Origin of the sequence: Campylobacter sp. B0100352/1, from assembly GCF_020135855.1 — a bacterium.
Classification (GTDB): Bacteria; Campylobacterota; Campylobacteria; order Campylobacterales; family Campylobacteraceae; genus Campylobacter_D; species Campylobacter_D taeniopygiae.
This window is the reverse complement of record NZ_JACHTP010000002.1, coordinates 34,250-59,547: the sequence shown is the minus strand read 5'-3', so window position 1 is coordinate 59,547 and position 25,298 is coordinate 34,250. Positions and strand designations below refer to the sequence as shown.

Here is a 25,298-nt window from a genome sequence, read left to right as displayed (position 1 = left end):
ATGCAAAAGCCTGATATACAAAGTTTAACTAACTTTCTTATAGTCTATACTAAAACTTTATTAGGAGCTGGAACTTATACATCTAGGGTGGCTAAATGTGTAGGAAGGATCGCTGAAGTTTATGGTTATGAGATCAATATCAATTTCTTTTTTCACCACATCACTTTAAATATTGTTGATAAAAGTGATAATTCTTTGCATAGAACTTATGTTATCCCTAATCATCATGCTTATATTAATTTCAAAATCATTTTGGATTTGAGTGCTTTAAGTTGGGCTATATATGATCATAAATATGATCTTGAAAAAGCAAAAGCTATATTTGATCAAGTTACTCATCAAGAAAAGCGTTCTTTTATAGTTAATCTTATTTTGGTTTCTATTGCAAATTCGGCTTTTTGTAGGCTTTTTGGAGGGGATTTTGGTTCGGGTGTTTTGGTGTGTTTTGGAACTTTTTTGGGTTTAATTTTAAGATTTTTATTGACAAAAATCAAAATAGATTTAAGAATTCAATACATCATTTGCTCTTTTGTTTCTTCGGGTTTTGTTTTTTTAGGGCTTAATATGGGCTATACTAATACATCTGATGTGGCTTTAGGTTCTAGCATTTTGTATCTTATCCCTGGTGTTTTTTTTATTAATTCAGTTATTGATATACTTAAAGATCATATTTTAATGGGTGTAAGTCGTATTATTAGCGTTGCGATCTTGATTTCTTGTATCGCTCTTGGAATTTACATGACGCTTAGTTTATCAAATTTTGGAATTTTAAAATGATAGAATTTGTTTTAAAAGATATGTTTTTTGCTGCTTTGGCTGGTTTTGGATTTGCCTATGCTTGTAATCCTCCTTTAAAAACGTTGATCGCTTCTGCGTTCTTAGCGGCTATTGCCCATGGCTTTCGTTTTGTTTTAACAGAATACTTTCACTTTCAAACTTTAGCAATAGCAACTTTTATGGCCTCTTTTTGTATAGGTTGTTTGGGTATAATTTTGGCTAAGATTATGAAAACTCCTGCAGAAATTATCGCATTTCCTGCACTTATACCGATGATCCCAGGAATTTATGCTTATAAGGCAATTTTGCATCTGATTTCTTTTATACGCAGTGAAGATCTTCAAGCTAAAACTGATTTTTTGGTGCAATTTTTTGATTATTTTTTAACTACTGTTTCTGTAACTTTAGCTTTGGCTATAGGGGTGAGTGTGACTTTGCTTATCTTTTTTGAGCAAAGTTTCATGATGACAAGACACGCAAATCAGGATTAAATTTTAAAAAATAATTGCAAAAGGCTTGTTTTTTCTTAAATTTTTATTCTTTTATTATACAATAAAAATAAAAAGGATAAAAATGCAAAAGTATCTATCGCACAAACCTCTAGTTAAAAAATGCCACGATCATCATCACGATCACCACCACCATCATCATGATCATCATGATCATTCGGATGTGCGTAATGTGGATAAGAAAATTTTAAAAATATCCCTTATTATGACTTTTTTAATGATGCTTGTGCAATTTGTGTATTCTATACTTTCAAATTCTTTAGCATTATTAAGCGATACTTTGCATATGTTTTCCGATGTTTTTGCTTTAGCCCTTAGTTTTTTTGCGATCATTGCGATTGAAAAATTTAAAGACAAGCAAAAAACCTTTGGTTATTTTAGATTAGAAATTTTAGTGGCTTTTATCAATGCTTTAACGATTATATTATCTGCAATTTTTATTATTTATGAAAGTATAGAAAAATTATTTTATCCAGTAAATATAGATGCAAAAACTATGATTGTAGTTGCAATTTTAGGTTTTTTAGTCAATGCTTTTAATACTTTTTTGATGTTTAAGGGTGCAAATTTAGATAATGTCAATATGAAGTCCGCTTTTTTGCACATGATGAGTGATTTGCTTGGATCTTTAGTTGTGATTATAGGTGGAGTCGTTGTTTATTATACTCAAATTGTTTATATTGATACGATTTTAGCTTTGATTTTATCTCTTTTACTTTTAAGGTGGTCGATTAAGTTATTAAGAAAAAGTATCAATATTTTATTAGAGACTTCGCCTGTGGATGTAAAAAGTGTTGAAGAGTTGATTTTAAAGCACCATCAAGTGAGTAAAATTTTGGATTTACATATCGTAGAAATTACAAATAAAATGTTTGTGGCAACTTTACATATCGAAGTAGATATCAAAGAATTATTAGAATTTGAAAAGCTTTATCAAGAGCTTTCAAGTGAGCTTTTAGAGCATTTTAATATAGGACATATTACAATACAACCAAGTATCATAAGAAAGGAAAATCAATGAAATTTAAAGTGAAAAATGTTAATTGTATAAATTGCGTCAATTTGATAAAAAATTCCTTGCAAGATGAATATGGTTTAATCGATATAGATTTGGAGAATAAAATTTTAAGTGTAAATTTGCAAGAAGAGAGATTAGAAAATTTTAAAAATGAATTTCAAGAATTGGGATTTGAAATCGTAGAGCGTATGTAAAAATGCAAGAATTTCGCATAAAAATAGGAAAAATGACCTGTGTTAATTGTTCTAATGCCATAGAAAGAGCATGTAAAAAAATAGAAGGTGTTGAAGATGCTAGTGTTTCTTATGTGAATTCGAGTGGAATTTTTCTCATCCAAAAGGATGAAAAACGCAAAGAAATTTTAGCAAAAATAAAAAATTTGGGCTTTGAAATTTTAGAAGATGAGCAAAGCTTGGAAGAGTATAAAATAAAAAAACATATCGAGATTAGAAAAAATTTACTTTTAAGCATAGTTTTAAGTGTTGTTGTGATGTATTTTGAAATGTTTGATCAAAGTTTTTTTTCACAAAATATGCAAATGTTTTTAAGCTTTTTTGGGATTTTTTATTGTGGGAGAGATTTTTTTTCTCATGCTTTTTTGGGATTGAAAAATAAAAATTTAGATATGAACACTCTTATTGTTTTAGGAGTGATGAGCGCTTTTGTGTATTCTTGTTTGATTTATTTTAGAATTTTTGATGAAAAGCATTTGTATTTTAGCGGTGCTATGATGATTATCTCCTTTGTGCTTTTAGGAAAATATCTTGAAAATAAAATCAAACTCAAGGCAGAAAGCTATCAAAAAAATCTTGAAAAAATTGATACAAAAAAGGCAAGAATTTTACTTGAAAACGATGAAGTTAAGGAAATTTCTAGCGCCTTTGTTAAGGCCGGAGATGTTATTTTAGTCAAAGAAGGTGAAAGTATCGTTGCTGATGGGGTGATTTTAAGCGGAAGTGCTGAAATAGATATGAGCTTTTTAAATGGAGAATTTTTTCCTGTTTTAAAAAAAGAAAACGATGAGGTGCAAGCAGGTGGTATTGTTTTAAATGGTATGCTAAAAATTAAAGCAAATAAAAAAGCAATGGATAGCACTTTAGAACAAATTAAAAATTTAGTTTTTTATGCAGGAAATATAAAAACTCCATTGGCAACTTTAGCGGATAAAATTTCTAAATATTTTGTTGCATCTATCATCATTTTAGCTTTGTGTGTATTTTTATTTTGGCTTTTTAGGGCAAATTTAAATACAGCTTTTTTGCGTGCTTGTGCTGTGCTTTTGATCTCTTGTCCTTGTGCTTTAGGTCTTGCAACGCCTATTGCTTTAGTTGTAGCAAGTTCAAATGCGGCTAAAAATTTTATTTTGCTTAAAAATCCTGGCGCCTTAGAAAAGTTAAGCCAAATCAAACTTGCTTATTTTGATAAAACCGGAACTTTAACTAAAGAAGAATTAGAGATCATTAAGCACAATCTAAATCAAGATGATTTTCAAAAACTTTGTGAGATAGAGACTTTAAGTTCTCATCCTATTGCAAAAAGTTTGAGTAAAAATATCCATGTTGAGTTAAAAGGCGAGGGTGAGATTGTCGTTGGCGCAGGTATAATTTATAAAGAAAATGATGATACGTATTTTATAGGAAGTCGGTATTTTTTAGATAGCAAAGGCGTAGATACTAAAGAATGCGATCATTTTTTTAATCAATTTAAAAATTTAAGCAGTATCAAGGTGTATTTCGCAAAAAATTCTCATTGTTTAGGGGGAGTTTTGCTTGATAGTTCTTTAAAAGAGGGCGCAAGAGAACTCATAGTAGGATTAAAAAAACAAGGGATTAAAAGTGTTATTTTAAGCGGAGACAATCAAGAAAGTGTTGAAAAAATAGCCAAAGAATTAGATATTGATGATTTTTATGCGCAATTAAAGCCAGAAGAAAAACTTCAAATTATTAAAAATTCTAAAGAAGCTTTGTTTATAGGAGATGGTTTAAATGACGCAGCGGGATTATCTTTAGCAAGTGTGAGTATGAGTTTTTCAAAGGCTAATGAATTGGCTAAAAAAACAGGGGATTTTATTTTGATTAAGGAAAATTTAGCAAATATTTTATATTGTTTTTCTCTTTCTAAAAAAACAAGAAAAATAATCAAATTAAATCTTTTTTGGGCTTTTATCTATAATACACTTTGTATTCCTATCGCAGCAGGTTTTGTGCCTTTCATAGCTTTAAGTCCGCATTTTGCAGCTTTGGCTATGTGTTTTAGTTCTATAACAGTTGTGCTTAATTCTTTGCGGTTAAAAAATATTTGATTATTCTTGAATTTGAGGCTCTCCAAAGCAATCTTTTAAAGCCTCTTTAACATCTTCTTCGGGATTAAATTTTTTAGCACCTTGCTTGAGTTCATTAAAAGATGAATTAAGATCGAGTTTTGAATTTGAAAGAGTGCTAGGTTCTTGAGTGATGGATTGGAGTTTGCTTTCATCAATGACTATTTCTTTTTGCACAGCAATTTTTGCATTTTGTCCTAATTTATCTTTTAAAAGCTCTTGTATGAGTTTAAAGCCTTTATTAAGTTGGGTACGATTTTCCCCTGTTGCATTAGAACTTATCGTTAAAATCTCATTTTCATAACTGATAAATCGAGTGCTTTTTTCAAAACATTCCCCAAGTTCATAATCTCTATCGTATATAGCTTCTAAAAGCAATTCATAGGCATTTTTTGCTTTTGGTTTTTCCTCAATTTTTTGTTCTAAAATCGGTGTGATTTTTGGAGTGATATTTTCAGCTTTTTTTTGCTCCATTTCATTGATTTGTGTATCAATTTCTTTAAGATAACTTGCTTCCATCATCATAAAAGCCATCACACAAAGCGTAAAGCCATCATCATCGCAAATCATATTTTTAGCACGAGCTAAAATACGGAAAAATCTTTCATAAATTAGAGTTGAAAATTCAGTGCTTTTAGCAAAAAAACTTTCTTTAAGATAAAATAGCATCTCATCTATAACGCTAGAGGCTTCATGTTCTTTAAGCTCATCTAAAAACTCAAAAACTTTTTCTTTGTTTTTAGTCAAAATAGCATGGTAAAATTCTTTGATTTTATTTGGATCTAAAAAGCCTAACATATCAGTGATTTTAAGTACGCTAATATCATTTTGACAAAAAATAATAGCTTGATCAAGCAAAGTCAGCGTATCTCTTAAAGATCCATTGCCACTTCTTGCAAGAAATTTTAAAGCTTCTTCTTCAAAACGAACATTTTCTTTGATGAGAATCTCTTTAAGATGATTTTGAATTTCGCTTTGTGGAATTTGCTTAAAGCGAAAATGTTGAGTCCTTGATAAAACCGTAGCGGGAAGTTTTAAAGGATCGGTGGTTGCAAGTATAAATTTTACATAGCTTGGCGGTTCTTCTAGGGTTTTTAAAAGTGCGTTTGCAGCTTGAGGGGTAAGCATATGCACTTCATCGATAATGAAAATTTTAAAACGAGCCATAGAAGGAGCGTATTTAGTTTGTTCGATCAAAGCTTGTATATCTTCAAGACCACGATTGCTTGCCGCATCCATTTCTATGATATCGATGTGTTTTCCCTCTAAAGCCGCGATACACTGCTTACAAGTTCCACAAGGAGTATCGCTAGGCCCTTGATCGCAAACCAAAGCTCGAGAAAAAATTCTAGCACTAGAGGTTTTTCCACTACCTCTTAAACCTGAAAAAAGATAAGCATGGGCTAGGCGGTTGTTATTGAGTGCGTATTTTAAACTTGTGCTAACAGTTTTTTGCCCTATAAGCTCATCAAAGGTTTTTGGTCTATATTTAACGGCTAGTGCTTGAAGCATTTTTACTCATTCATTATAGATAAAAGTTCGACATTATCTTTAGTTTTTAGCATTTTAGAATATAAAAATTTAAGTGCTTCAACATCATCCATTTGAGAAATAGCCGATCGTATTGCCCAAATTTTTTGAAGTTCTCCAACACCTTGCAAAAGTTCCTCTTTTCTTGTTCCTGATTTGATGATATTAATTGCAGGATAAATTCTTCTATCAGAAATATTTCTATCAAGTACGATTTCACTATTTCCCGTTCCTTTGAATTCTTCAAAAATCACATCATCCATTCTAGAACCGGTGTCGATTAATGCTGTAGCTATGATAGTCAAAGATCCACCATTTTCTATATTTCTAGCGGCGCCAAAAAAGCGTTTTGGTTTATGGAGTGCGTTTGCATCTACACCACCACTTAAAACTTTTCCACTGCTAGGAGTTGCTGTATTGTAAGCTCTAGCAAGTCTTGTGATGCTATCAAGTAAAATGATGACATCTTTGCCTGTTTCAACCATTCTTTTTGCTTTTTCTATAACAAGTTCTGCAACGCGAACGTGATTATAAGCAGGTAAATCAAAAGTGGAGCTAAAAACTTCACCCTTAACGCAACGTTGCATATCGGTTACTTCTTCAGGTCTTTCATCAACCAAAAGAACGATTAAATGCATTTCTGGGTGGTTTCTAGCAATTGCAGCTGCTAATTCTTTCATGAGTTCTGTTTTACCTGTTCTAGGTGGCGCTACAATAAGCCCACGTTGCCCTTTTCCTATAGGAGTAAAAAGATCTAAAACGCGTCCTGTTAATTTCATAGGATCGTATTCGAGTTTGATTTTTTCAGTAGGGAAAATCGGAGTCAGATTGTCAAATAATGGCCTTTCTTTAGCTTCTTGTAAAGGCATGTAATTGATCGCTTCGATTTTTAAAAGTGCGTAATATTTTTCTTGATCTTTAGGTTCTCTAACTTGTCCTGTGACGATATCGCCTACACGCAATGCAAATTTACGGATTTGAGAATTAGAAACATAAGCATCATTAACACTATCGCTTAAGTTAGAATCCATACCTCTTAAAAAGCCATAACCTTCACTTGAAATTTCTAAAATTCCGGTAAAAAGTATAAAGCCGCCTTTTTTAGTTTGTGCTTTTAAAATCTCAAAAATAAGTTCTTGGCGACGAAATTCGCGTGGATTTTCTATTTCGCATTCGTTTGCAATTTTGACTAAATTTTCTAAATCAAGTAATTTTAAGTCTTCTATTTTATAACCCTCAACTGGAATATGGGTTCTTTGATGTTGTTTTTTTTCTTTTTCCATAAGCCCTCGCAAGAAATTATGCAGTCATTTGCAGTAGTAAATTAAAATTGTGATTTTAATAAAAAAATATACTTTTTGTCAAATAATTTGCATATATTTGTTTATAATTATAAAAAAATATTTTTTAAAGATTAATTATGAAATGTGAACATTGTAGATTAAGTTATCAAAAATCCCAAATGATTCTTTATAAAGATAAATTTTTTTGTTGTAAAGGATGTGAGAGTGTTTGGAAAATCTTGCATGAAACGGGCTTGGATGAATTTTATGAAAGATTAGGAGATCGATCTTTAAAGCCTGTAAATTTAGAATTTTCAAATAAAAATTATGATGAATTTATCACTCAAACTAAGGAAGGTTTTAGTGAAATTTATCTTATGATTCATGGTATTGAATGTTCAGCTTGTGTGTGGCTTAATGAAAAGATTTTAATCAAACAGCAAGGAATTTTAGAACTAGATATCAATCATTTAAGCCATAAAGCAAGGATAGTTTTCGATAAAGAAAGCATTTCTTTGAGTCAAATTTTAAATTTAATCGAAAGCATAGGCTATAAAGCAAGTGCGTATAATCCTGCTAAAAGCTCGAAAAAAGCTGATTTGATGAAAAGGGAATTTTATTCTAAGCTTGTAGTGGGTATTGCTTGTGTGATGAATATCATGTGGATTGCCGTAGCAAAATATGCTGGTTTTTTTAGCGGTATGGATAGAGATACAAAAGATATTTTGAATTTTTTTGAATTCATTCTTTGCTCTCCTGTTCTTTTTTATACCGGATCTAATTTTTATAAAAGTGCTTTGAGATCTTTAAAACTTAAAAGCCTTAATATGGATACTTTAGTCATTAGCGGCGCTACTTTGGCGTATAGTTATTCTTTATGGGCTATGTTTACAAGATCTTCTGAGGTTTATTTTGATTCGGTTGCGATGATTATTTGCTTTGTATTTATAGGAAAATATCTTGAAATGTTTAGCAAAAAACGCGCTCTAGACACTATAGACGGTTTGAATGATTTTTTGCAAAATGAGGTTATGGTTTTTAATGGAAAAGATTTTAGTCCTAAAGAAGTGCAAAAAGTGTGTGTGGGGGATAGGATTTTACTCAAAAGTGGAGATAAAATTTTAATCGATGGGATTTGTAAAAAAGGTGAAGCAAGTATAGATACTTCATCCTTAAGTGGAGAAAACGAGCCTTGTTTGGTTAAGCAAGGAGATGTGATCAATTCCGCTTGTATTGTTTTAGATGGAAGTATTGAATATGAGGTGAGTAAAATTTATAATGATTCTAAATTAAGTCAAATCATAAAGCTTTTGGAATTTGCAAGTATGAAAAAAGCAAAACTTGAAAGTTTGGTTTCTCAAATTTCTTCTTATTTTTCTCGCGTGGTTTTAAGTTTTGCTTTGATATGCTTTTTGGTGTGGTTTTTTTATTATAAGACTGGAATTGAAATTTCTTTAATCAATGCCATTTCAGTTTTAATCATAGCTTGTCCTTGTGCTTTAGCTTTGGCTACTCCAGTTAGCAATCTTGTAGCACTTGGTAGAGCACTAAAAAAAGCAATTTTATTTAAGAGTTCAAGTGTGGTTGAAGATCTTTCAAAATGCAATATGGTTGTGTTTGATAAAACAGGAGTTTTAACTAAGCCTAATTTAGAGGTGAAAGATTTTTTCTTGCATGAAAAATTAAATATTGATGAAATTTATACCTTTGTTTCGCTTTCAAATCATCCGATTTCAAAAAGTGTCGCGCAATTTTTAAGTAAAAATAAAAACGCTAAACGTTTAAATTTGGATTTTAAAGAAGTGAGTAATATACAAGCAAAGGGCATTAAGGCTGTAATAAGCGATAAAGTTTTTTTAGGTGGAAATTTGAAATTTTTACAAGAAAATAACATAGTTTTTGATAAAGGATTTAATAATTCTCATTTTATTTTTGCTAAAAATGATGAGGTTTTGGCTTATTTTGAATTTTCAAGTGTTTTAAGAGAAGGAGCTAAAGACTTGATCACTTATCTTAAATCTATAAAAACTCAAGTGATGATTTTAAGCGGCGATAATTATAAAGCAGTTGAAAAAATTGCTAATGAGCTTGAAATTTTAGATTTTAAAGCTGCTTGTTTGCCTGAAGAAAAAATGCAAACCATAGAGCAACTAAGTCAAAATAAAAAAGTTTTGTTTGTGGGTGATGGGGTTAATGATGCTTTGGCATTAAAATACGCTGCTGTTTCTGTAAGTTTGCGCGAAGGAAGTGATTTGGCGATCGAAAATAGTGATATTTTGCTTTTAAAAAATGATTTAAATTCTTTAAAAAATGCTATACAAATTTCAAAAAATACTTATAAAATCATCAAGCAAAATTTAGCTCTTTCTCTACTTTATAATGCCTGTACTATACCTTTGGCTTTTTTAGGACTTATCAATCCTTTAATTGCAGCGATTTCTATGTCTTTTAGTAGTATAATGGTGGTTTTAAATGCTTTAAGGATAAAAAATGAATAGTGTGATTACGATGATGATAGCTGTTTCAATTCTTGGTTTTTGTGTGATTTTAGCTATCTTGCTTTGGGGAATAAAAACTAAACAATTTGATGATGATTACAAATTTGTTACTTTAAATGATGATGAAGAGTCTTTACGTGATGCTATAGAGCTTGAAAATCGTAAAAAAAAGGCTTTAAAAGATAAAAAAGATTGAGCTTTCATTATAAAAATGAAAGCTTTGAAATTATTTTAAAGTTTCAATATATTTATCAACAGCTTCTAAATCAGCTTCGCTTAAGCTATTTAATTGAACTTTCATAATAGCACCTTGGCCAAATTTGTTTCTTGTGCCTGCTTTATATTCTTTAAGTGCTTGTGCTCTTTCTTCAAAGCTTAAAGTTTTAAGAGCTGGAACTTTATTTAAATAAACTTTATCTGCTTTTGCACCGTGGCATACCGCACATTTTTTAAATATAGTTGCACCATCAGCAGCAAAAGCTGAAACACCGATACATGCTAATGCAGAGATTACTAACATTTTTTTCATTTGACACTTCTCCTTAATTTAATTTAATGTCAAAGCTATTATATATCTTATATTTTTATAATCTCCTTAATCATTTCAAAGAATATATTTTTATTTTTTGCAATATTTTTTATTTTAAAAGCTGATATTTTTTTAAAATATACTATAATATTTTTTATGAAAAAAGCGTTATTTTTAGATAGAGATGGTGTTATAAATATCGACAAAAAATATGTTTATAAAATTGAAGATTTTGAATTTTGTGAAGGTATTTTTGATTTGTGTCGTTATTTTTTAAAAAAGGATTATTTGCTTTTTATCATTACAAATCAATCAGGTATCGCAAGAGGGTATTATAGCGAGGAAGATTTTTCTAAGCTTTGTGATTTTTTCTTGAAAGAATTTGAAAAGGAAAAAATTCATTTTTCTAAAATTTATCATTGTCCGCATTTACAAGATTGTGATTGCAGAAAGCCTAAGCCTGGTATGCTTTTAAAGGCTAAAAAAGAATTTGATATAGATATGGAAAATTCTGTATTTATAGGGGATAATTTAAGCGACATGCAAGCGGGTTTTAATGCAAACATCAAAACTTTGATTTTGGTTAGTCAAGAAAAAAAAGAAGGAAATTTTTTTAAGCAATTTGAAAATTTAAAAGAAGTTTTAAGTTTTTTTGAGAAAGGAAAAAATAAATGAAAATAGCCATTACGGGTGGAGCAGGTTTTATAGGATCTGGACTTGCTTTAGAATTGCAAAAAGATCATGAAATTTTAATCATTGATAAAATGTCAAGCAATGAACTTTTAGATAATGGAAATTTAGAATGTTTTGGACATTTTAAAAATTTGCTTGATTTTGATGGTGAGCTTTACGTTGGGGATATTAAAGATGAAAAAACTTTACAAAAGATTAAAAACTTTAAGCCCGATGTGATTTTTCATAAAGCAGCTATTTCAGATACTACAGTTTATAATCAAAATAAAGTTTTAACAACAAATTTAAATACTTTTAAAGATTTTATAGAATTGAGTATAGATATCAATGCAAAATTGATTTATGCAAGTTCTGCTTCAGTTTATGGCAATCAGCCAAGTCCTCAAAAAGTTGGAGTTGAAGATCCTAAAAACCCTTATGCATTTTCAAAACTTATGATGGATAAAATCGCAAGAAAATATTATGATAAAGCTCATCTTGTCGGACTTAGATATTTTAATGTGTATGGAAAAGGTGAATTTTATAAAAATAAAACCGCCTCTATGGTGGTGCAATTTGGCCATCAAATTTTAGCAGGTAAAAATCCTCGTTTATTTGAAAAGAGTGATCAAATTTATAGAGATTTTGTGTATATTAAAGATGCTATTGATGCGAATTTGGTTGCGCTTGATTCTAAATGCGGAGTTTATAACGTAGGTAGTGGTGTAGCAAGGACTTTTCAAGATATAGTTGATATTTTGCAAAAAGAACTAGGCACAAATTTACCTTGCGAGTATATCCCAAATCCTTATGTTAAAGCTTATCAATTTCATACTCAAGCTGATCTTTCTAAGGATTGGGCTTATCAGCCAAAATTTAGTCTTGAGGCGGGAATTAAAGATTATTTAGATGAAATTAAACGACTTTTTGAAAAGGAAGTGAATGCTTGAATTTTTAAGTCAGCAAAGACCTAAAATTCTTATTATCGGAGATTTTATGGTGGATAATTACACTTGGTGTGATTGTTCGCGTATTAGTCCTGAAGCCCCTGTTTTAGTGGCAAAAACTTTAAAGCAAGATCAAAGACTTGGTGGAGCTGCAAATGTTTATGTGAATTTAAAAAGCTTAGGAGCGGATGTTTTTGCATTGGGTGTTATAGGAGATGATAAAAATAGTGAATTTTTAAAAGAGAATTTAAAGGGTGAGTTTTTGATCGAAACGGGGCGTAAAACTCCTTTTAAAAATCGTATTATGGCACATAATCAGCAAGTATTAAGGCTTGATGAAGAAGATGTAAATGATATAGTTTTAGAAGAAGAACTCATCGCTTTATTTTGCAAATACATTAAGGATTTTCAAGCAGTAATTTTAAGTGATTATGCCAAAGGGGTTTTAACTTCTAAGGTATGCAAAGCATTTATACAAAAGGCTAATGAATTAAACATTCCTATTTTAATCGATCCAAAAGGGAGTGATTTTAGCAAATATAGTGGCGCAACTTTACTCACTCCAAACAAAAAAGAAGCTTTAGAGGCTTTAAAATTTAAAAATTTAGATGGAGAGAATTTAGAAAAAGGCATTAAAAAATTAAAAGATGATTTTAATTTAAAATATTCCATGATCACTCTTTCAGAAGCGGGAATTGCAGTGTATGATCAAAAATTACACATTGCACCAGCTAAGGCTTTGGAAGTATATGATGTTACCGGAGCAGGGGATAGCGTGATCGCGGTTTTAGCTTTTTGTTTAGCAAATAAAGTGGATATTTTTAAAGCTTGTGAAATTGCCAATGAGGCAGCAGCGGTTGTTGTGAGTAAAGTGGGTAGTGTGAGTGTGAGTTTTGATGAGATAAAAAGCTTTAAAAGAAGTGATTTGGAGAAAAAAATTGTTAGTAAAAATGAGCTTATGAAAATTTTAAGCGATAAAAATAAAAAAGTCGTTTTTACTAATGGATGTTTTGATATAGTGCATTTTGGGCATATAAAGTATCTTCAAAAAGCGAAAAAACTAGGTGATGTGTTAATAGTAGGGCTAAATTCTGATGAGAGTGTGCGCCGCTTAAAAGGAAGTGAAAGACCTATAAATTCAGAGTTTCAAAGAGCTTGTATGTTGGCGGCTTTTTATTTTGTGGATTTTGTTGTGATTTTTAATGAAGATACACCTTTAAAATTAATTGCAGATTTAAAGCCTGATATCTTGGTTAAGGGTGCTGATTATCAAGGTAAGGAAGTTGTAGGGGCTGATCTTGTTTCAAGGGTTGAATTGATCGAATTTGAAGAGGGTTTTAGCACGAGTAAAATTATAGAAAAAATTAGGAAATAAAATGATTGATCTTATAGAAAAAGAATGGCAAGAGCATCAAGAAGTATTAAAAGCGAGTGAAATTCTTAAAGGACAAATTGCAAAAGTAGGTGAATTGATATGTCAGTGCTTAAAAGAGCACGGCAAAATTCTTATTTGTGGAAATGGTGGAAGTGCTGCAGATTCTCAGCATTTTGCCGCTGAACTTAGCGGTCGTTATAAAAAAGAACGCAAGGCTTTAGCGGGTATAGCTTTAACTACTGATACTTCAGCACTTAGTGCTATAGGCAATGATTACGGATTTGAGTTTGTATTTTCAAGACAGCTTGAGGCTTTGGCAAATGAAAAAGATATCTTAGTGGGAATATCAACAAGTGGAAATAGTCCTAATGTTTTAGAGGCTTTTAAAAAAGCGAAAGAACTCAAAATGCTTTGCATAGGACTAAGTGGAAAAAGTGGTGGCAAAATGAATGAAATTTGTGATTATAATCTTGTTGTGCCAAGTAATGATACAGCAAGAATTCAAGAAATACATATTTTAATCATCCATGCACTTTGTCAAATGGTTGATGAGAAGTTTTGATGAAAGTTTTTATTATCAACTTAGAACGCTCCAAGGATAGAAAGGAACATATGCGAAATGAAATCAATAAGCTTTTTGCATACAATCCTGAGTTAAAAGAAAAATTAGAGTTTATATTTTTTAAAGCTGTTGATGCAAAAAATAATGATCATTTAGAATTTAAAGAACATTTTCCTTGGTGGGCTTCTTGGGTATTGGGTAGAGAGCTTAGTGATGGTGAGAAAGCTTGTTTTGCTAGTCATTATAAATTATGGCAAGAATGCATTAAGCTTGATGAACCTATTATCATCTTAGAAGATGATGTGGAATTTAGTGATGAGTTTTTAAATAGCGGGGGGGGGTATTTAGACGATTTAATACAAAGTCGTTATGAATATATAAGGTTTTGCTATATAACGAAAACAAAAATGACTTCATTGAAAGATAATTTTTCATTTACAATACAAAGCATTGGTGGAATGCAAGGATATTTTTTAAAACCTAGTGCTGCTTTAAAATTAATCTCTCGTTTAAGATTTTGGTTTAAGCCTATAGATAATCTTATAGATATGTATTATCATTCTAGAGTTTTTACTATAGTATATACGCCATCTTTGATAAAATTTACTAATATACCTACTACTATAATAGAAAGGGATAGAAAGATATGTGTTTTCAAAAAAATAATAAGAGAGGTCTGTAGATTATATTTTATATTTTTAAAAATGTCTTACAAGAAAAAGATTAATAAAATTATAAAGTATAAAAGTATTTTTAATTGCTAATGATTTTTTTTAAAACCAATTCAGGTTTTAAATCTTTCATGCATTTATGATGTTTTAAAGGGCAGGTTTTTTGCATACAAGGCATACAGTCTAGATTTAAATGCACTAATTTTGCGTTAGGATTTTGCCAAGGCGAGGTTTGAGTAAATTTGGTAGGACCAAAGATAGCTATGGTTTTGATTTTATAAGCAGCTGCTATGTGCATAGGGCCGCTATCGTTTGTGATAAAAAGATCACAAAAAGCTATATTTTGACATAAGGTTTGAATGCTTGTTTTATTGCAAAGATTTTTAGCTTTAATGTTTGATTTTTTTAAAAGCTTTTCGATCTCATCGCAAAGAATTTGTTCGCCATTACCTGCACCAAAAATTAAAATTTCATGGCTTTTTGAAAATTCTTTTGCTACCTCGGCAAAATACTTAGCATCCCAACGCTTAGCACTTCCAAAAGTAGCTCCTGGATTGATCCCTAGAATTTTTTTACCATTTTTAAGTATCAATGGATGTGGAAATCTTGCTTTGATTGGGAGTCGCAGTTCTTTAGAATGAATTTTGAAATTAAAAGAATTTTCTACAAAATAAAGGTATTTTAAAACTTGATGTTCTTCTTTAAAATTACGCTTGTTAAAAAAATATCTTTTTTTCGCTCTTAATATATTTAAAATGATTTTAGAAGATAAGGCCGATCTAAAAGAGATGGCAAAGTCTATTTTAAATTCTTTGCGTAGTTTTAAGGCTTGTTTATAGCGTTTTTTTCTATCCTCTATGATGATTTTAGAATGGGAAAAATTTTTAAAAAGCTGGGTGGAAGCAAAAGATCCATAAAGGATAAACTCAGCGTCTTTAAAATATTCTTTTATGCCGTATAAAGCTACTGAAGCCATCACAGCATCGCCTAACCAAGTGGGAAGATGGATGAAAATTTTCATGAAAACCTTAAAATTTAGATAAAATTTTTTATAATTTTAACAAAAAATTAGGAAAATTATGCCAAAAATCAGTCTTATTATCCCTGTATGCAATGCTCAAAATTTTCTTTCAAGAGCTTTACAAAGTTGCATCAACCAAACTTTTAAAGACATAGAAATTATAATTATTAATGATAAAAGCGAAGATAAAAGCTTAAAAATAGCCTTAGAATTTGCAAAAAAAGATCAAAGAATAAAAATTTTTAAAAATGATAAAAATTTAGGTACTTTTGCAAGTAGAAATTTAGGAGTTTTAAAATCAAGTGCTGATTTTGTGATGTTTTTAGATGCGGATGATTTTTTGCCTTTAAAAGCTTGTGAGGTGGCTTTTTGTAGCATTAAGTCTGAGTTAGATTTGCTTTGTTTTGATGCTTTTGTTCATAGGGTAAAAACTAAGCAATTTTATCGTTTTAAAAAAGATGAAATTTTTACCAAAAAGCAATTTTTAGAGTTTTTAACCAATCAAAAGCATTATTGTTGGTCGGTTTGGGCAAAGGTTTTTAAAAAAGATCTGATCCTTAAAATTTTTGAAAAAATTGATATTTTTGAAAGACTTTGTTATGGAGAGGATGTACTTTTTTGCTATTTTTATTTTATGTTGTGTGAAAAAATAGCTGTTTTTAAAGAATGCCTTTATCATTATGAATTTAATGAAAAAGGTAGGTATGAAAATAAAAATAAAGAAATTTTATGGCAAAATTATCAAGATAAAAAGAAAAGCTTAGAGATCTTAAAAACAATCAAAAATGATTTTTGGGAATTTAACGAAAAGTTTTTTTTGAATTTGGAAAAAGAAATTAAGGGTTTAGAAGGAAGGTTGTAAATGAAACAAGAAGTGAGTAGTTTTTGGTATACCCCCCCCCTATATAAGGGTATAGGCTTAATGGAATTATTATCTATAAAATCTTTTTTGGATAATAACTATAAGTTTATACTCTATACTTACAATCTTGATGATAAAATTTTTAATAAACTCAATGAAATATTTGATGATTTTGAGCTTAGAGATGCTAATGAAATCGTTTCTTTTGATGAATATTTTAGTGATGATAGAGGAGCTGGTGTAGCTGCCTTTAGTGATTATTTTAGATATAAAATGCTTTACATCAAAGGAGGAGTTTGGGTTGATCTTGATATGATTTGTTTAAAAAACATTGATTTAGATCAAGAGTATATCTTTTCTCAAGAGATTGATGAGGATGAAAATTTTCCAAGAGTTACAACTTCTTTTTTAAAATTTCCTCAAAATTGTGATTTTGGTAAAATTCTTATAAATGAAGTAGAAAAAATCATAGATCATAAAAAACAAATTCCTTGGGGAGTTATAGGTCCTTCATTTTTAGCAGAGCAAGTTGAAAAAAACCAGCTAAAAAATTATGCTTGGGATTATAAAAGAACATGTCAAATTTCTTGGATAAGGGCTAGAGAGTTTATCCAAGAAAAGGTTGTTTTAGATACAAACCAACCTTTTATTCATCTTTTTTCAGAGATGTGGAGAGTGTATGAGATGAATAAAAATTATTTTTATGAAAATGGGATCTATTCGGATTTATTAAAAAAGTATAAAATAAAAGATTTGAGTAAGAATGTTGAAGTACAAATATAAAAAGAGGTTTATTTGCAATTGGAAAGCAAAACAGTTGGCGTAGTTATACCAATATATAATGTACAAGATTATTTAAAAGAATGTTTAAACAGTGTTATCAATCAAACTTATAAAAACTTACAAGTTGTTTTAGTTAATGATGGAAGCACTGATGAAAATTCATTAAACATTGCTAAAGAATACACTTTAAAAGATGAAAGATTTATTTTATTTGATAAGAAAAATGGCGGACATAGTAGCGCAAAAAATGTAGGCATAGAATATTTCAGTAAAGAATATGAACTTAAAAATATCACTAGTGATATTAAAGAAAATTCTTTAATAGAATTTAGCATAGAAGGAAATAATCCTTATGAAATATATAAAGTTTATAAAAGTTCTAAATTCTTTAAAAACAAAGATGGACTTTTAAATTTTAAAATCCCTGATATAGATTATATTATCTTTTTAGATAGTGATGATTATTGGGAATTAGACTGTATAGAAGAATGTGTCCCTAGAATGGATGGGGTTGAAGTGGTTTGGTTTAAAGAAAAGGTTTTGATTGAAACCCATGTTGATATTTCCACAAAAACAATTTTTGAGCAATATTATAGCAATAAAACTGTAATTTCAAAATATGAATGGATAAATAAACAGCTTAGCAAAGATGATTTTTTCCAATTTGTATGCTTTGGAATGATTGATTTTAATTTTTTCAGAGCAATTCATTTGAAATTTGAAAATAATATAGTTGGGGAAGATCGAATATTTGGGATAATACTTTTTTTGAAAATTAATTTTATATATATGATAAATCAAGAATTATATTTTTATAGAATCAGAGATAATTCTACTTGTAATTATAATAGTGCTAAAATACAAAAATATCCTAAATATCTTAATGATTTTTTTGGAAAGTGTAAAAACATAGAACGTCACATAGGCACTTATTCGTGCTTAAAGATGTTGATGATTTTAATTCAATATTGTGAAAGTAATAAAAAAAATATTAAAAAAAGTGAATTATTTTTAATTAAAAAAAAGTTTTTACCTTCTTTTTATAATCGTGTCTATAAGGATATGCTAAAATGCGATAAAATTCCAATTTTTATGAAAATATCTTTTTTTAAAATTGATTTTTTTTGGCTTGAATTCTGCGAATATTCTAAAAATAAACTTTTTTTTATAAAAATTAATAATAATATATTGTTTTTATTGATATTTTTATATACTATAATATTACGGTTAAAAATGCCTATTTTTAAGGAGAATCATGTCTAAAATTTCAATCATCTTGCCTACTTATAATGTAGAGCCGTATATAGAAAAAGCTTTGCAAAGTTGTATTAACCAAACTTTTAAAGATATAGAAATCATAGTAGTTGATGATTGTGGTAATGATAAAAGTATAGATATAGCTAAAGAGTATGCTAAAAAAGATGAGAGAATAAAAATTGTCCATAATGAAAAAAACTTAGGTTTATTAAGGGCAAGATATGAGGGTGTAAAAGCAAGTCATTCTTTTTATATCATGTTTTTAGATCCTGATGATTATTTGGAATTAAATGCTTGCGAAGAATGTGTAAAAATTTTAGATAGCAATAATGATGTTGATTTAATATGTTTTAATTACAATAATATAAAACCAACATATATTGAAAAATTTGATTTTTTTACTGATGCAAAATTTAATCAAGAAGAGTTTGTATTTTTTTTAATTAGCAGATTAACTGAGTATAATTGGAATATATGGTCTAAAATTTATAAAAAAGAAATTTATTTGAAAATTTTTGAAGAAAATGAAAAATTGAAATTTTTAAGAATTAATATGGCAGAAGATGCTTTATTTTTTGTTATTTGTTTAAATTATATCAATAATATCCAAACTATCTCTCAAAAAATATATAATTATAACACATGTAATTTAAATTCAAGTACAAAAACTATAGATATTCAAAAGAATATTTCTTATGCTAAAGATTTAGATAATTGTATGAATTTTATGTCCATCTTTATTAATCAGATTGATAATAAATTTTTATTTTATTATTGTTTATCTATATTTTATTGGCTGAAGATGCATTATTTTGATTTGGTTTATAAATATTTAGAAAAAAGATTTTTGCATAAATTTAAATTGAGAATTGAAAGAAAGATGGTAAAAATAAAGAAAAGGAAAGTATATCGTATTTTAAAGGAAAAAAATGTATCATCTAGTCTTTAGTGCAGATGAAAATTATATAAAATACACATCAGTTTTGATAACAAGTATTATCTTAAATACAGACAAAAATAAAAAAATTCAAGATTTTTATAAAAATTCAAATATAAAAAATGAAAAGTATTTTTTTCATATATTGAGTAATTTTGTAAGCGATAAAACTAGAGAAAAACTTTTAAATTTACAAAATGCTTTAAATGAAATTTTTCCATGTGAAATTATCATACATATAAAAAATGATGAAGATTTTGAAAATTTTCCTACGAGCGGTGCTGCACATAGTTTAAAATTGCCTTATTATCGCTTAAGATTGAGTTCTATTTTTGATGAAAGTATAAAAAAATGCCTTTATCTAGACTCTGACATGCTTTGCATGTGCGACATAAGGGAACTTTTTTCTATAAATTTAAAGGATAAAATAGTAGGGGTTGTAGGGGATCCTGGCTCTAAAAAATCAAAAATAAAATTTAAAGAAAACGATAAAAAGAAAATTTTTTATTTTGATGAAAATTATTTTAATTCGGGATTATTGCTGATCAATTTAGAAGAATACAAAAAGCATAGTATCGAGCAAAAATGCGAAGAATTGGCAAGCAAGTGCTATTATATAAAAGCAGCCGATCAAGACTTATTAAACGCTACAATAGAAACAAGATTAAGACATAAACTTGATTTTGCTTATAATTTTAATATTATCACTCTTTTTTATACCATTTGCAAAGATGAGAAAAAAAATCGTCTCAATTATACAAGGACAGAATTCAACAAGGCACTTAAAAATCCAAAAATTCTTCATTATGGCGAAAAACCTTGGAAATTCTTAAAATCTTATTTTGATTACGAGGGTAATAATATCAATGATTATTGGTGGAATATGGCAAATAAAACACCTGTTTTTGGTGAAGAATTGCTTAGAGAAAAGCAAGACATTAAGGATTATTTGCTTTATGCCGGCTTAGGATATGAGCTTTTAAGAAGTGTGAAAAAAGTCAATCTTTTTAAGATTTACCACCTTGTAAAAAGCGCAAAAAAAGATTTATTTTGTATGGATCAAGCATCTAAAATAAATGACGATATTTTTGGGCTTTGTTGTATGCTTGGTGAAAGTATTTTACACGCTAGAAAACATAAGAAAGATTTTTTTGGGGTTTATTTAAAAGCCTTAAAGATGATTTATAATTTTAAAAAATATCATTTTAGATCAAGAATTTAAAATTTCATTCCATTGTTCCATTACTTTTTCTTTGCTGAAATTTTCTTCAACTTTAGCTTTGGCATTTTTTCCAAATTCTTTTCTTAAATTTTCATCATCCATTAAAAGACAAAGTTTATTAGCAAATTCGTTTAAATCTCCATCTTTAATCAAAAATCCACTTTTTTCATTATCTATGATATCGCTAGGTCCTGTATTGATATCAAAAGCTATGCTAGGAATCTGATAGGAAGTGCTTTCCAGTAGTACCATAGGAAAACCTTCCCAATGGCTAGTCATTACGTAAATACTTGCTTTTAGATATTCTTTTTCAATTTCTTTAGTAAAAGGTTTTAAGATAATAGAATTTTCAAGATTTTTTTCTTTTATTAAGGTTTTAATGTTTTCTTTTAACTCTCCATCGCCAACTAGGGTTAAAGTCCAATCTTTATAAGTGTCATTTTTTTGAACAATTTCCCAAATTTCTATAAGTCTTAAAAATCCTTTCTCATCATTGGGAGTAAATCTACCCACGCTAAGAACATTTTTTTGAAAGAGATCGCTATTTTTTGATGAGATAAAAGGTAAAAAATTAGGAATGGTAAAAACATTTTTATGATGTTGTTTCCAAAGATGGATTTGTTTATTTGAAAGCACAATTAAAGCATCAAAATAGTTATTTTTATTTCTGTATTTTTTAAAATGTGAATGTACAAAATGAATATATTTTGTGTTTTTATTTTTAAAAAGAGGAAATTGCGGACAATTATTATAAATCATAATGTCCATGTCTTTATACTTTCTCTTTAGAAGATAGCTTTCATAGTATTTGTAAAATGCTTTATAAAAAAGATTTCTTTTCATTTGTTTTTGTGATTTTAAATTCAAAAAATCAACTTTTATATTTTTGTCTATTTCATAAGCTATATTTTCATTTTCTTTATAGAAACTAAGTATTTTTACTTTGTGATCATATTTTAAAAAAGCATTAGCAAGATTAACCACAACGCGTTCAGCACCTCCACCTATGGTGATATCTCCAATGAGTAATAAAATATTCATTTAGTTTCTCCAAGTGGTTTTTTGATTTTTTATAGTATCAAGATAAATTTCATGATTGCTTTGTAGCATCTTTTTATCATTTTCTTGATGATAGATATGATAGGCTAGGGCGCTAAATTTGATTCTTCTAAAAATTCCATTATTAAATAAAAATCTCGCAACAAATTCACTATCTTCTCTACCCCATCCAATAAAATTTTCATTAAAGCCCTCTATAGCTTCAAAATCTTGTTTATAAAAACTCATATTGCATGTTTTACTACCCTTAACTAGCGTTGTTTTTTTAAAGATTTTTTTATCAATTTTTGAAAATTTATAAATTACTTTAGCTAAGAAATTATTTTTTTGATTTTTAAATCCTTTTTTGTTAAAAGCTAGTTTGAAATTTTGATTTTCTAAAATTTTATCGCTTTCATTTTCATTTAAAATGGTTCTAGAACCTTGTAAAATCAAACCTTTTTGAGAAAATTTTAAATGATCCTTTATGAAATCTTTTTCTAAAATCATATCCCCATCAATTAAAATGATATATTCACAATGAGACGCTTTTATAGCATTGTTGCGACTTTTTGCTGCGCGAAATCCCAAATCTTCTTGCCAAACGTGTTTTAATTCACAAGGAAAGTTTTCTTGATATTTTTTGATTAAATCTGCTGTATCATTTTTGCTTCCATCATCAGCTATAATAACTTCATCAGGCATTAAGCTAAGGTGTTTGATGCTATCTAAAACTAGAGCCAGTCTTTCTTTTTGATTGTAAGTAGTGATGATTAGTGCACAATTTTTTGGTTTTTTGTTTTGTAGTTCATATAATTTCATATATTTGAAAAAAGCTCCTAAGGCATTGCAAATGCTAATTATAAAGCCTTTATAGCCATAAACAAAGCCTTTTTTAAAAAAATAATTTCTTATAAAAGTCCAAATTGTCCTTAGATTGGCTTTGTAAATGCTGCTTTTTTTGTGTAAGTTTTGGTTAGCCCATAAGGTGGAGTAATATTGCATTTTTTCAATTAAATGAGCTATATTGTTAAAAGCATAATGTTTAAGTCCATGCTTGAAATAAATTTTTTCTGTATTTTCAAAGATTTCTAGACTTTCATGGACTAAATTTTTATTAAAATGAGTATGCGTTTTATTAAAAATTCTCCAAACAAAGTCAGGCCACCACCCACAAGCTTTAACCCACTCTTCTTGATAAAGGTTTTTTCTTGGTAATGCAAGGATATTATTTGGTTTTAAATCAAGCTTTTTTAATTCTTCTATGCATTCTTTTTCTAAAATTTCATCTGCATCTATACTTAAAACCCAATCATTTTTAGTATAACTTAAGGCAAGATTTTTCAAAGGCCCAAAACCTATAAATTCGCTTTTGTAAATTTTTAAATTATTGTATTTTAGCTGAAAATCTTGGGCTATTTTTATAGTATCATCAGTGCTTTCATTGTCAAGTAAGATAATTTCATCAAATTCTTTTAGGGAATTTAAACATTTTAGTATAGTGTTTTGTGCGTTTTTAACGATGATAAAAACACTGATTTGTTTTAAATTCATTAAATATCCTTATAAATTGTTTCATCATGACTTGAAAAACGACGATGAAAGAAAAAATACTCATCAGGCTTAAATTTAATCATTTCTTCGCAACAATTTGCTTGATAAAGTGTGAGTTCTTCGATGCTTTTTTCTAAAGGATCTATAGTTTTAAAAAGTCGGATATGAAATTTTTTATCCTCGCCTTGATACACAAAAGCGGGTAAAATTAAAGCCTTTGTTCTTTGAGCTAAAACACTAGCTCCCATTTGATAATTGACTTTTTTACCAAAAAAATCAAGTCGGACACTTTCATTGTCAGTGCAGTCTTGATCAGTGAGTATGCCTAATACTCGTTTATTTTTAATTGCATTTAGCATTTTTCTTAAACCGCCTTGTTTATCGATAAGCTCTATATCAAATTGAGTTCGATTTTTGGCCAAAATAGAATCCATTTTTTGACTTTCTAGCTTTCTTCCTACTATGGAAATAGCTCCAAACTTAGCAGCATAAGTAAGGCTTAAAAGTTCCCAATTTCCATAATGTGCAGTTGTAAATATAATACCTCTTTGGCTTTTTAAGGCTTCATTTATGATTTCTTCATTGTCGATCACAACTTTATTTAAAATTTTTTCTTTGCTTGTGTTTTGATTTTTAATACAATCTAATCCAAAATTAGCAAAATTGCGATAAATTTGAAAAGAGAGCTCATCTCTTTGGAGTTGATTTTTTTCAGGAAAGCAAATTTGAAGATTGATATCTATAATTTTTCGATGTTTATGATTGATCTTAAAAACGATTTTTGCAACGATAAAAGCTAAAAAATCAAGAATAAAATCAGGCATAATCATCACTAAAAATTTAAGCGTATAATAAGCAAAAAGATAAAGCCAATCTTTACTTTTCATCAAAAATTTCCTTGATCAGTTTTAAAATATCCTCTTCTTCTATACGCATAATGCAAAAATCACTTTTATCGATATGTTTAGAATTTGTAATTTTTTTGCCTGCGTCTATGATTTTATTGATGTTTGTTTTATAGGCATTTCTATAACTTGGAGTGGCTCCAAATATGGTAATAGAAGGCCTATTTAAAGCAAAAGCAAGATGAGTAGGACCGCTGTCATTACCAATAACTAAATCCATCATTTTTGTAAAGGCCATAAGTTCTTCTAGATTGAATTTTGGGGCAAGTTCTATATTTTTTTCATCAATGGCACTTAAATTGATCACATCCTTAGCAAATTCAAATTCTTTAACATTTCCCCAAGATAAGAAAATTTTGGCTTCAGGAAATTCTTGAATGATGAGTTTGCAAAGAAGGGTAACTTTTGTTTTAGGATAAATTTTATTTCCCACACTTGATCCAACATGTATGAGTATATTTTTTGTATTTTGATCAAGTTTTAATTTTTTATGCAAAAGCTGTTTTAAATTTTCATCCACACAAAAAACATCTTTTTTAAAGGCTAAATCTTTTGGATTAAAATCTTCATTAAGGGTAAAAGAACTAAGGCTTAGATACCGAACAAAAACATTTTCATTATAATCTATATTTAATTTTTGATTGTAAAAATTGTGTGCAAAACTTTCTTTTAAGCTGTTTTGATCAAAGCCAAAATTATTGCGACTTAAAATTCGACTCACTAGGGCTGATTTTATAAGTCCTTGTAGATCAATAACCGCATTATAATTGTTTTTTCTAGCCTTAAGCAAAATTTTCAAGCTTTTAAAAAAATGCTTATCTTTTAAGGGTAGGGCATAGAGTTTATCAATGAGCGGATGATTTTTGAGTATGCCTTTAAATTTTTCATCTACAAACCAATGAATTTCTATATCTTTTTTGAAATTTTTTATAAATTGCAGCACTACAGCACTTTGTATAATATCGCCTAAAGCGGATAAACGAACGATTGCTATTTTCATTCAAACCTATATTGTAATTTTTTTGCTA

Annotated in this window: 24 protein-coding genes and 1 pseudogene; 17 read left to right on the top strand and 8 right to left on the bottom strand. The window is 28.8% G+C overall.

Features of this window, described 5'->3' with window-relative positions:
• The 5 genes from H2279_RS01085 to H2279_RS01065 all read left to right on the top strand — a co-directional run bounded on the left by H2279_RS01085 (position 1) and on the right by H2279_RS01065 (position 4,606).
• Complete coding sequence (locus H2279_RS01085; protein WP_337195311.1) at positions 1-777, top strand: threonine/serine ThrE exporter family protein; 777 nt, start codon at positions 1-3, stop codon at positions 775-777.
• A complete protein-coding gene (locus H2279_RS01080; protein ID WP_137623503.1) occupies positions 774-1,268 on the top strand; it encodes a threonine/serine exporter family protein in 495 nt (164 codons plus the stop codon). The genes H2279_RS01085 and H2279_RS01080 overlap by 4 nt, the downstream gene beginning before the upstream one ends.
• Before the next feature lie 82 nt (positions 1,269-1,350).
• Positions 1,351-2,307, top strand: coding sequence for a cation diffusion facilitator family transporter (locus H2279_RS01075; RefSeq protein ID WP_337195310.1), 957 nt, complete (start codon positions 1,351-1,353; stop codon positions 2,305-2,307).
• The gene (locus H2279_RS01070; protein WP_337195309.1) at positions 2,304-2,498 is read left to right on the top strand and encodes a heavy-metal-associated domain-containing protein; all 195 of its coding nucleotides are present in this window, start codon (positions 2,304-2,306) and stop codon (positions 2,496-2,498) included. The genes H2279_RS01075 and H2279_RS01070 overlap by 4 nt, the downstream gene beginning before the upstream one ends.
• Before the next feature lie 2 nt (positions 2,499-2,500).
• On the top strand, positions 2,501-4,606 hold the full coding sequence (locus H2279_RS01065) for a heavy metal translocating P-type ATPase (RefSeq protein ID WP_337195308.1): 2,106 nt from the start codon (positions 2,501-2,503) through the stop codon (positions 4,604-4,606).
• Here H2279_RS01065 and H2279_RS01060 read toward each other — a convergent pair whose 3' ends face one another.
• Together H2279_RS01060 and rho are read right to left on the bottom strand one after the other, a co-directional pair.
• Positions 4,607-6,136, bottom strand: a complete 1,530-nt coding sequence (locus H2279_RS01060) for a DNA polymerase III subunit gamma/tau (RefSeq protein WP_337195307.1) — start codon at positions 6,134-6,136, stop codon at positions 4,607-4,609. It lies immediately after the preceding gene.
• 2 nt (positions 6,137-6,138) lie between these two features.
• Positions 6,139-7,437 carry a transcription termination factor Rho gene (rho, locus tag H2279_RS01055; RefSeq protein WP_137623498.1) on the bottom strand — a complete coding sequence of 433 codons (1,299 nt, stop codon included), beginning with the start codon at positions 7,435-7,437 and terminating at the stop codon, positions 6,139-6,141.
• 137 nt (positions 7,438-7,574) lie between these two features.
• On the opposite strand from rho, the gene H2279_RS01050 reads away from it, so the two are divergent.
• Positions 7,575-9,935, top strand: coding sequence for a heavy metal translocating P-type ATPase (locus H2279_RS01050; protein ID WP_337195306.1), 2,361 nt, complete (start codon positions 7,575-7,577; stop codon positions 9,933-9,935).
• Positions 9,928-10,131: a cbb3-type cytochrome oxidase assembly protein gene (locus H2279_RS01045; RefSeq protein WP_137623496.1), complete on the top strand. Its 204-nt coding sequence runs from the start codon at positions 9,928-9,930 to the stop codon at positions 10,129-10,131. Before H2279_RS01050 ends, H2279_RS01045 begins: the two co-directional genes overlap by 8 nt.
• 30 nt (positions 10,132-10,161) lie before the next feature.
• On the opposite strand, the gene H2279_RS01040 is transcribed toward H2279_RS01045, so the two are convergent.
• Positions 10,162-10,464, bottom strand: coding sequence for a c-type cytochrome (locus tag H2279_RS01040; protein ID WP_137623495.1), 303 nt, complete (start codon positions 10,462-10,464; stop codon positions 10,162-10,164).
• 137 nt (positions 10,465-10,601) lie between these two features.
• On the opposite strand from H2279_RS01040, the pseudogene H2279_RS01035 reads away from it, so the two are divergent.
• The 5 genes and pseudogenes from H2279_RS01035 (at position 10,602) to H2279_RS01015 (ending at position 14,784) form a co-directional block, all read left to right on the top strand.
• Positions 10,602-11,139, top strand: a pseudogene (locus H2279_RS01035) (D-glycero-alpha-D-manno-heptose-1,7-bisphosphate 7-phosphatase).
• The gene (gene rfaD / locus H2279_RS01030; protein WP_337195305.1) at positions 11,136-12,086 is read left to right on the top strand and encodes an ADP-glyceromanno-heptose 6-epimerase; all 951 of its coding nucleotides are present in this window, start codon (positions 11,136-11,138) and stop codon (positions 12,084-12,086) included. The pseudogene H2279_RS01035 and the gene rfaD overlap by 4 nt, the downstream one beginning before the upstream one ends.
• Positions 12,079-13,458, top strand: coding sequence for a D-glycero-beta-D-manno-heptose-7-phosphate kinase (gene rfaE1, locus H2279_RS01025; RefSeq protein ID WP_337195304.1), 1,380 nt, complete (start codon positions 12,079-12,081; stop codon positions 13,456-13,458). The genes rfaD and rfaE1 overlap by 8 nt, the downstream gene beginning before the upstream one ends.
• Position 13,459: 1 nt before the next feature.
• Positions 13,460-14,020, top strand: coding sequence for a D-sedoheptulose 7-phosphate isomerase (gene gmhA / locus H2279_RS01020; RefSeq protein WP_337195303.1), 561 nt, complete (start codon positions 13,460-13,462; stop codon positions 14,018-14,020).
• Complete coding sequence (locus tag H2279_RS01015; RefSeq protein ID WP_337195302.1) at positions 14,020-14,784, top strand: glycosyltransferase family 25 protein; 765 nt, start codon at positions 14,020-14,022, stop codon at positions 14,782-14,784. The genes gmhA and H2279_RS01015 overlap by 1 nt, the downstream gene beginning before the upstream one ends.
• Here H2279_RS01015 and waaF read toward each other — a convergent pair.
• Positions 14,774-15,712, bottom strand: a complete 939-nt coding sequence (gene waaF / locus H2279_RS01010) for a lipopolysaccharide heptosyltransferase II (RefSeq protein WP_337195301.1) — start codon at positions 15,710-15,712, stop codon at positions 14,774-14,776. The genes H2279_RS01015 and waaF overlap by 11 nt on opposite strands.
• 58 nt (positions 15,713-15,770) lie before the next feature.
• Here waaF and H2279_RS01005 point away from each other — a divergent pair, with 58 nt between their 5' ends.
• From H2279_RS01005 to H2279_RS00985, 5 genes are read left to right on the top strand one after another with little or no spacing between them, the layout of a single operon-like run.
• The gene (locus tag H2279_RS01005; RefSeq protein ID WP_337195300.1) at positions 15,771-16,574 is read left to right on the top strand and encodes a glycosyltransferase family 2 protein; all 804 of its coding nucleotides are present in this window, start codon (positions 15,771-15,773) and stop codon (positions 16,572-16,574) included.
• Positions 16,575-17,357 (top strand): glycosyltransferase, encoded by a 783-nt coding sequence (locus H2279_RS01000; RefSeq protein WP_337195299.1) that lies wholly within the window; start codon positions 16,575-16,577, stop codon positions 17,355-17,357. It begins immediately after the preceding gene.
• Between the two features lie 18 nt (positions 17,358-17,375).
• Positions 17,376-18,620, top strand: coding sequence for a glycosyltransferase family 2 protein (locus H2279_RS00995; RefSeq protein ID WP_337195298.1), 1,245 nt, complete (start codon positions 17,376-17,378; stop codon positions 18,618-18,620).
• The gene (locus H2279_RS00990) at positions 18,613-19,563 is read left to right on the top strand and encodes a glycosyltransferase family 2 protein (protein WP_337195297.1); all 951 of its coding nucleotides are present in this window, start codon (positions 18,613-18,615) and stop codon (positions 19,561-19,563) included. The genes H2279_RS00995 and H2279_RS00990 overlap by 8 nt, the downstream gene beginning before the upstream one ends.
• A complete protein-coding gene (locus H2279_RS00985; RefSeq protein ID WP_337195296.1) occupies positions 19,544-20,773 on the top strand; it encodes a glycosyltransferase family 8 protein in 1,230 nt (409 codons plus the stop codon). The genes H2279_RS00990 and H2279_RS00985 overlap by 20 nt, the downstream gene beginning before the upstream one ends.
• Here the strand turns inward: H2279_RS00985 and H2279_RS00980 are convergent.
• The 4 genes from H2279_RS00980 to waaC are packed head-to-tail and all read right to left on the bottom strand — an operon-like array spanning position 20,762 to position 25,270.
• The gene (locus H2279_RS00980; RefSeq protein WP_337195295.1) at positions 20,762-21,814 is read right to left on the bottom strand and encodes a glycosyltransferase family 4 protein; all 1,053 of its coding nucleotides are present in this window, start codon (positions 21,812-21,814) and stop codon (positions 20,762-20,764) included. The two genes, H2279_RS00985 and H2279_RS00980, sit on opposite strands and share 12 nt — an antisense overlap.
• The gene (locus H2279_RS00975; RefSeq protein ID WP_337195294.1) at positions 21,815-23,365 is read right to left on the bottom strand and encodes a glycosyltransferase family 2 protein; all 1,551 of its coding nucleotides are present in this window, start codon (positions 23,363-23,365) and stop codon (positions 21,815-21,817) included.
• Positions 23,365-24,252 carry a lipid A biosynthesis lauroyl acyltransferase gene (locus H2279_RS00970; protein ID WP_337195293.1) on the bottom strand — a complete coding sequence of 296 codons (888 nt, stop codon included), beginning with the start codon at positions 24,250-24,252 and terminating at the stop codon, positions 23,365-23,367. The genes H2279_RS00975 and H2279_RS00970 overlap by 1 nt, the downstream gene beginning before the upstream one ends.
• The gene (gene waaC, locus H2279_RS00965; RefSeq protein ID WP_337195292.1) at positions 24,242-25,270 is read right to left on the bottom strand and encodes a lipopolysaccharide heptosyltransferase I; all 1,029 of its coding nucleotides are present in this window, start codon (positions 25,268-25,270) and stop codon (positions 24,242-24,244) included. The genes H2279_RS00970 and waaC overlap by 11 nt, the downstream gene beginning before the upstream one ends.
• Positions 25,271-25,298: the final 28 nt, after the last annotated feature.

Excerpts from the sequence above, each read along its gene's own strand:
- waaF (WP_337195301.1), bottom strand. The coding sequence starts at position 15,712 with ATGAAAATTTTCATCCATCTTCCCACTTGGTTAGGCGATGCTGTGATG.
- H2279_RS01000 (WP_337195299.1), top strand. The coding sequence starts at position 16,575 with ATGAAACAAGAAGTGAGTAGTTTTTGGTATACCCCCCCCCTATATAAG.
- H2279_RS01075 (WP_337195310.1), top strand. The coding sequence starts at position 1,351 with ATGCAAAAGTATCTATCGCACAAACCTCTAGTTAAAAAATGCCACGAT.
- H2279_RS00990 (WP_337195297.1), top strand. The coding sequence starts at position 18,613 with ATGTCTAAAATTTCAATCATCTTGCCTACTTATAATGTAGAGCCGTAT.
- H2279_RS00980 (WP_337195295.1), bottom strand. The coding sequence starts at position 21,814 with ATGAATATTTTATTACTCATTGGAGATATCACCATAGGTGGAGGTGCT.
- H2279_RS00985 (WP_337195296.1), top strand. The coding sequence starts at position 19,544 with ATGTATCATCTAGTCTTTAGTGCAGATGAAAATTATATAAAATACACA.
- gmhA (WP_337195303.1), top strand. The coding sequence starts at position 13,460 with ATGATTGATCTTATAGAAAAAGAATGGCAAGAGCATCAAGAAGTATTA.
- H2279_RS01065 (WP_337195308.1), top strand. The coding sequence starts at position 2,501 with ATGCAAGAATTTCGCATAAAAATAGGAAAAATGACCTGTGTTAATTGT.
- H2279_RS01005 (WP_337195300.1), top strand. The coding sequence starts at position 15,771 with ATGCCAAAAATCAGTCTTATTATCCCTGTATGCAATGCTCAAAATTTT.
- H2279_RS00970 (WP_337195293.1), bottom strand. The coding sequence starts at position 24,252 with ATGAAAAGTAAAGATTGGCTTTATCTTTTTGCTTATTATACGCTTAAA.
- rfaE1 (WP_337195304.1), top strand. The coding sequence starts at position 12,079 with ATGCTTGAATTTTTAAGTCAGCAAAGACCTAAAATTCTTATTATCGGA.
- H2279_RS01085 (WP_337195311.1), top strand. The coding sequence starts at position 1 with ATGCAAAAGCCTGATATACAAAGTTTAACTAACTTTCTTATAGTCTAT.
- H2279_RS01045 (WP_137623496.1), top strand. The coding sequence starts at position 9,928 with ATGAATAGTGTGATTACGATGATGATAGCTGTTTCAATTCTTGGTTTT.
- H2279_RS01060 (WP_337195307.1), bottom strand. The coding sequence starts at position 6,136 with ATGCTTCAAGCACTAGCCGTTAAATATAGACCAAAAACCTTTGATGAG.
- H2279_RS00975 (WP_337195294.1), bottom strand. The coding sequence starts at position 23,365 with ATGAATTTAAAACAAATCAGTGTTTTTATCATCGTTAAAAACGCACAA.
- H2279_RS01050 (WP_337195306.1), top strand. The coding sequence starts at position 7,575 with ATGAAATGTGAACATTGTAGATTAAGTTATCAAAAATCCCAAATGATT.
- H2279_RS01015 (WP_337195302.1), top strand. The coding sequence starts at position 14,020 with ATGAAAGTTTTTATTATCAACTTAGAACGCTCCAAGGATAGAAAGGAA.
- H2279_RS01070 (WP_337195309.1), top strand. The coding sequence starts at position 2,304 with ATGAAATTTAAAGTGAAAAATGTTAATTGTATAAATTGCGTCAATTTG.
- rho (WP_137623498.1), bottom strand. The coding sequence starts at position 7,437 with ATGGAAAAAGAAAAAAAACAACATCAAAGAACCCATATTCCAGTTGAG.
- waaC (WP_337195292.1), bottom strand. The coding sequence starts at position 25,270 with ATGAAAATAGCAATCGTTCGTTTATCCGCTTTAGGCGATATTATACAA.
- H2279_RS01080 (WP_137623503.1), top strand. The coding sequence starts at position 774 with ATGATAGAATTTGTTTTAAAAGATATGTTTTTTGCTGCTTTGGCTGGT.
- rfaD (WP_337195305.1), top strand. The coding sequence starts at position 11,136 with ATGAAAATAGCCATTACGGGTGGAGCAGGTTTTATAGGATCTGGACTT.
- H2279_RS01040 (WP_137623495.1), bottom strand. The coding sequence starts at position 10,464 with ATGAAAAAAATGTTAGTAATCTCTGCATTAGCATGTATCGGTGTTTCA.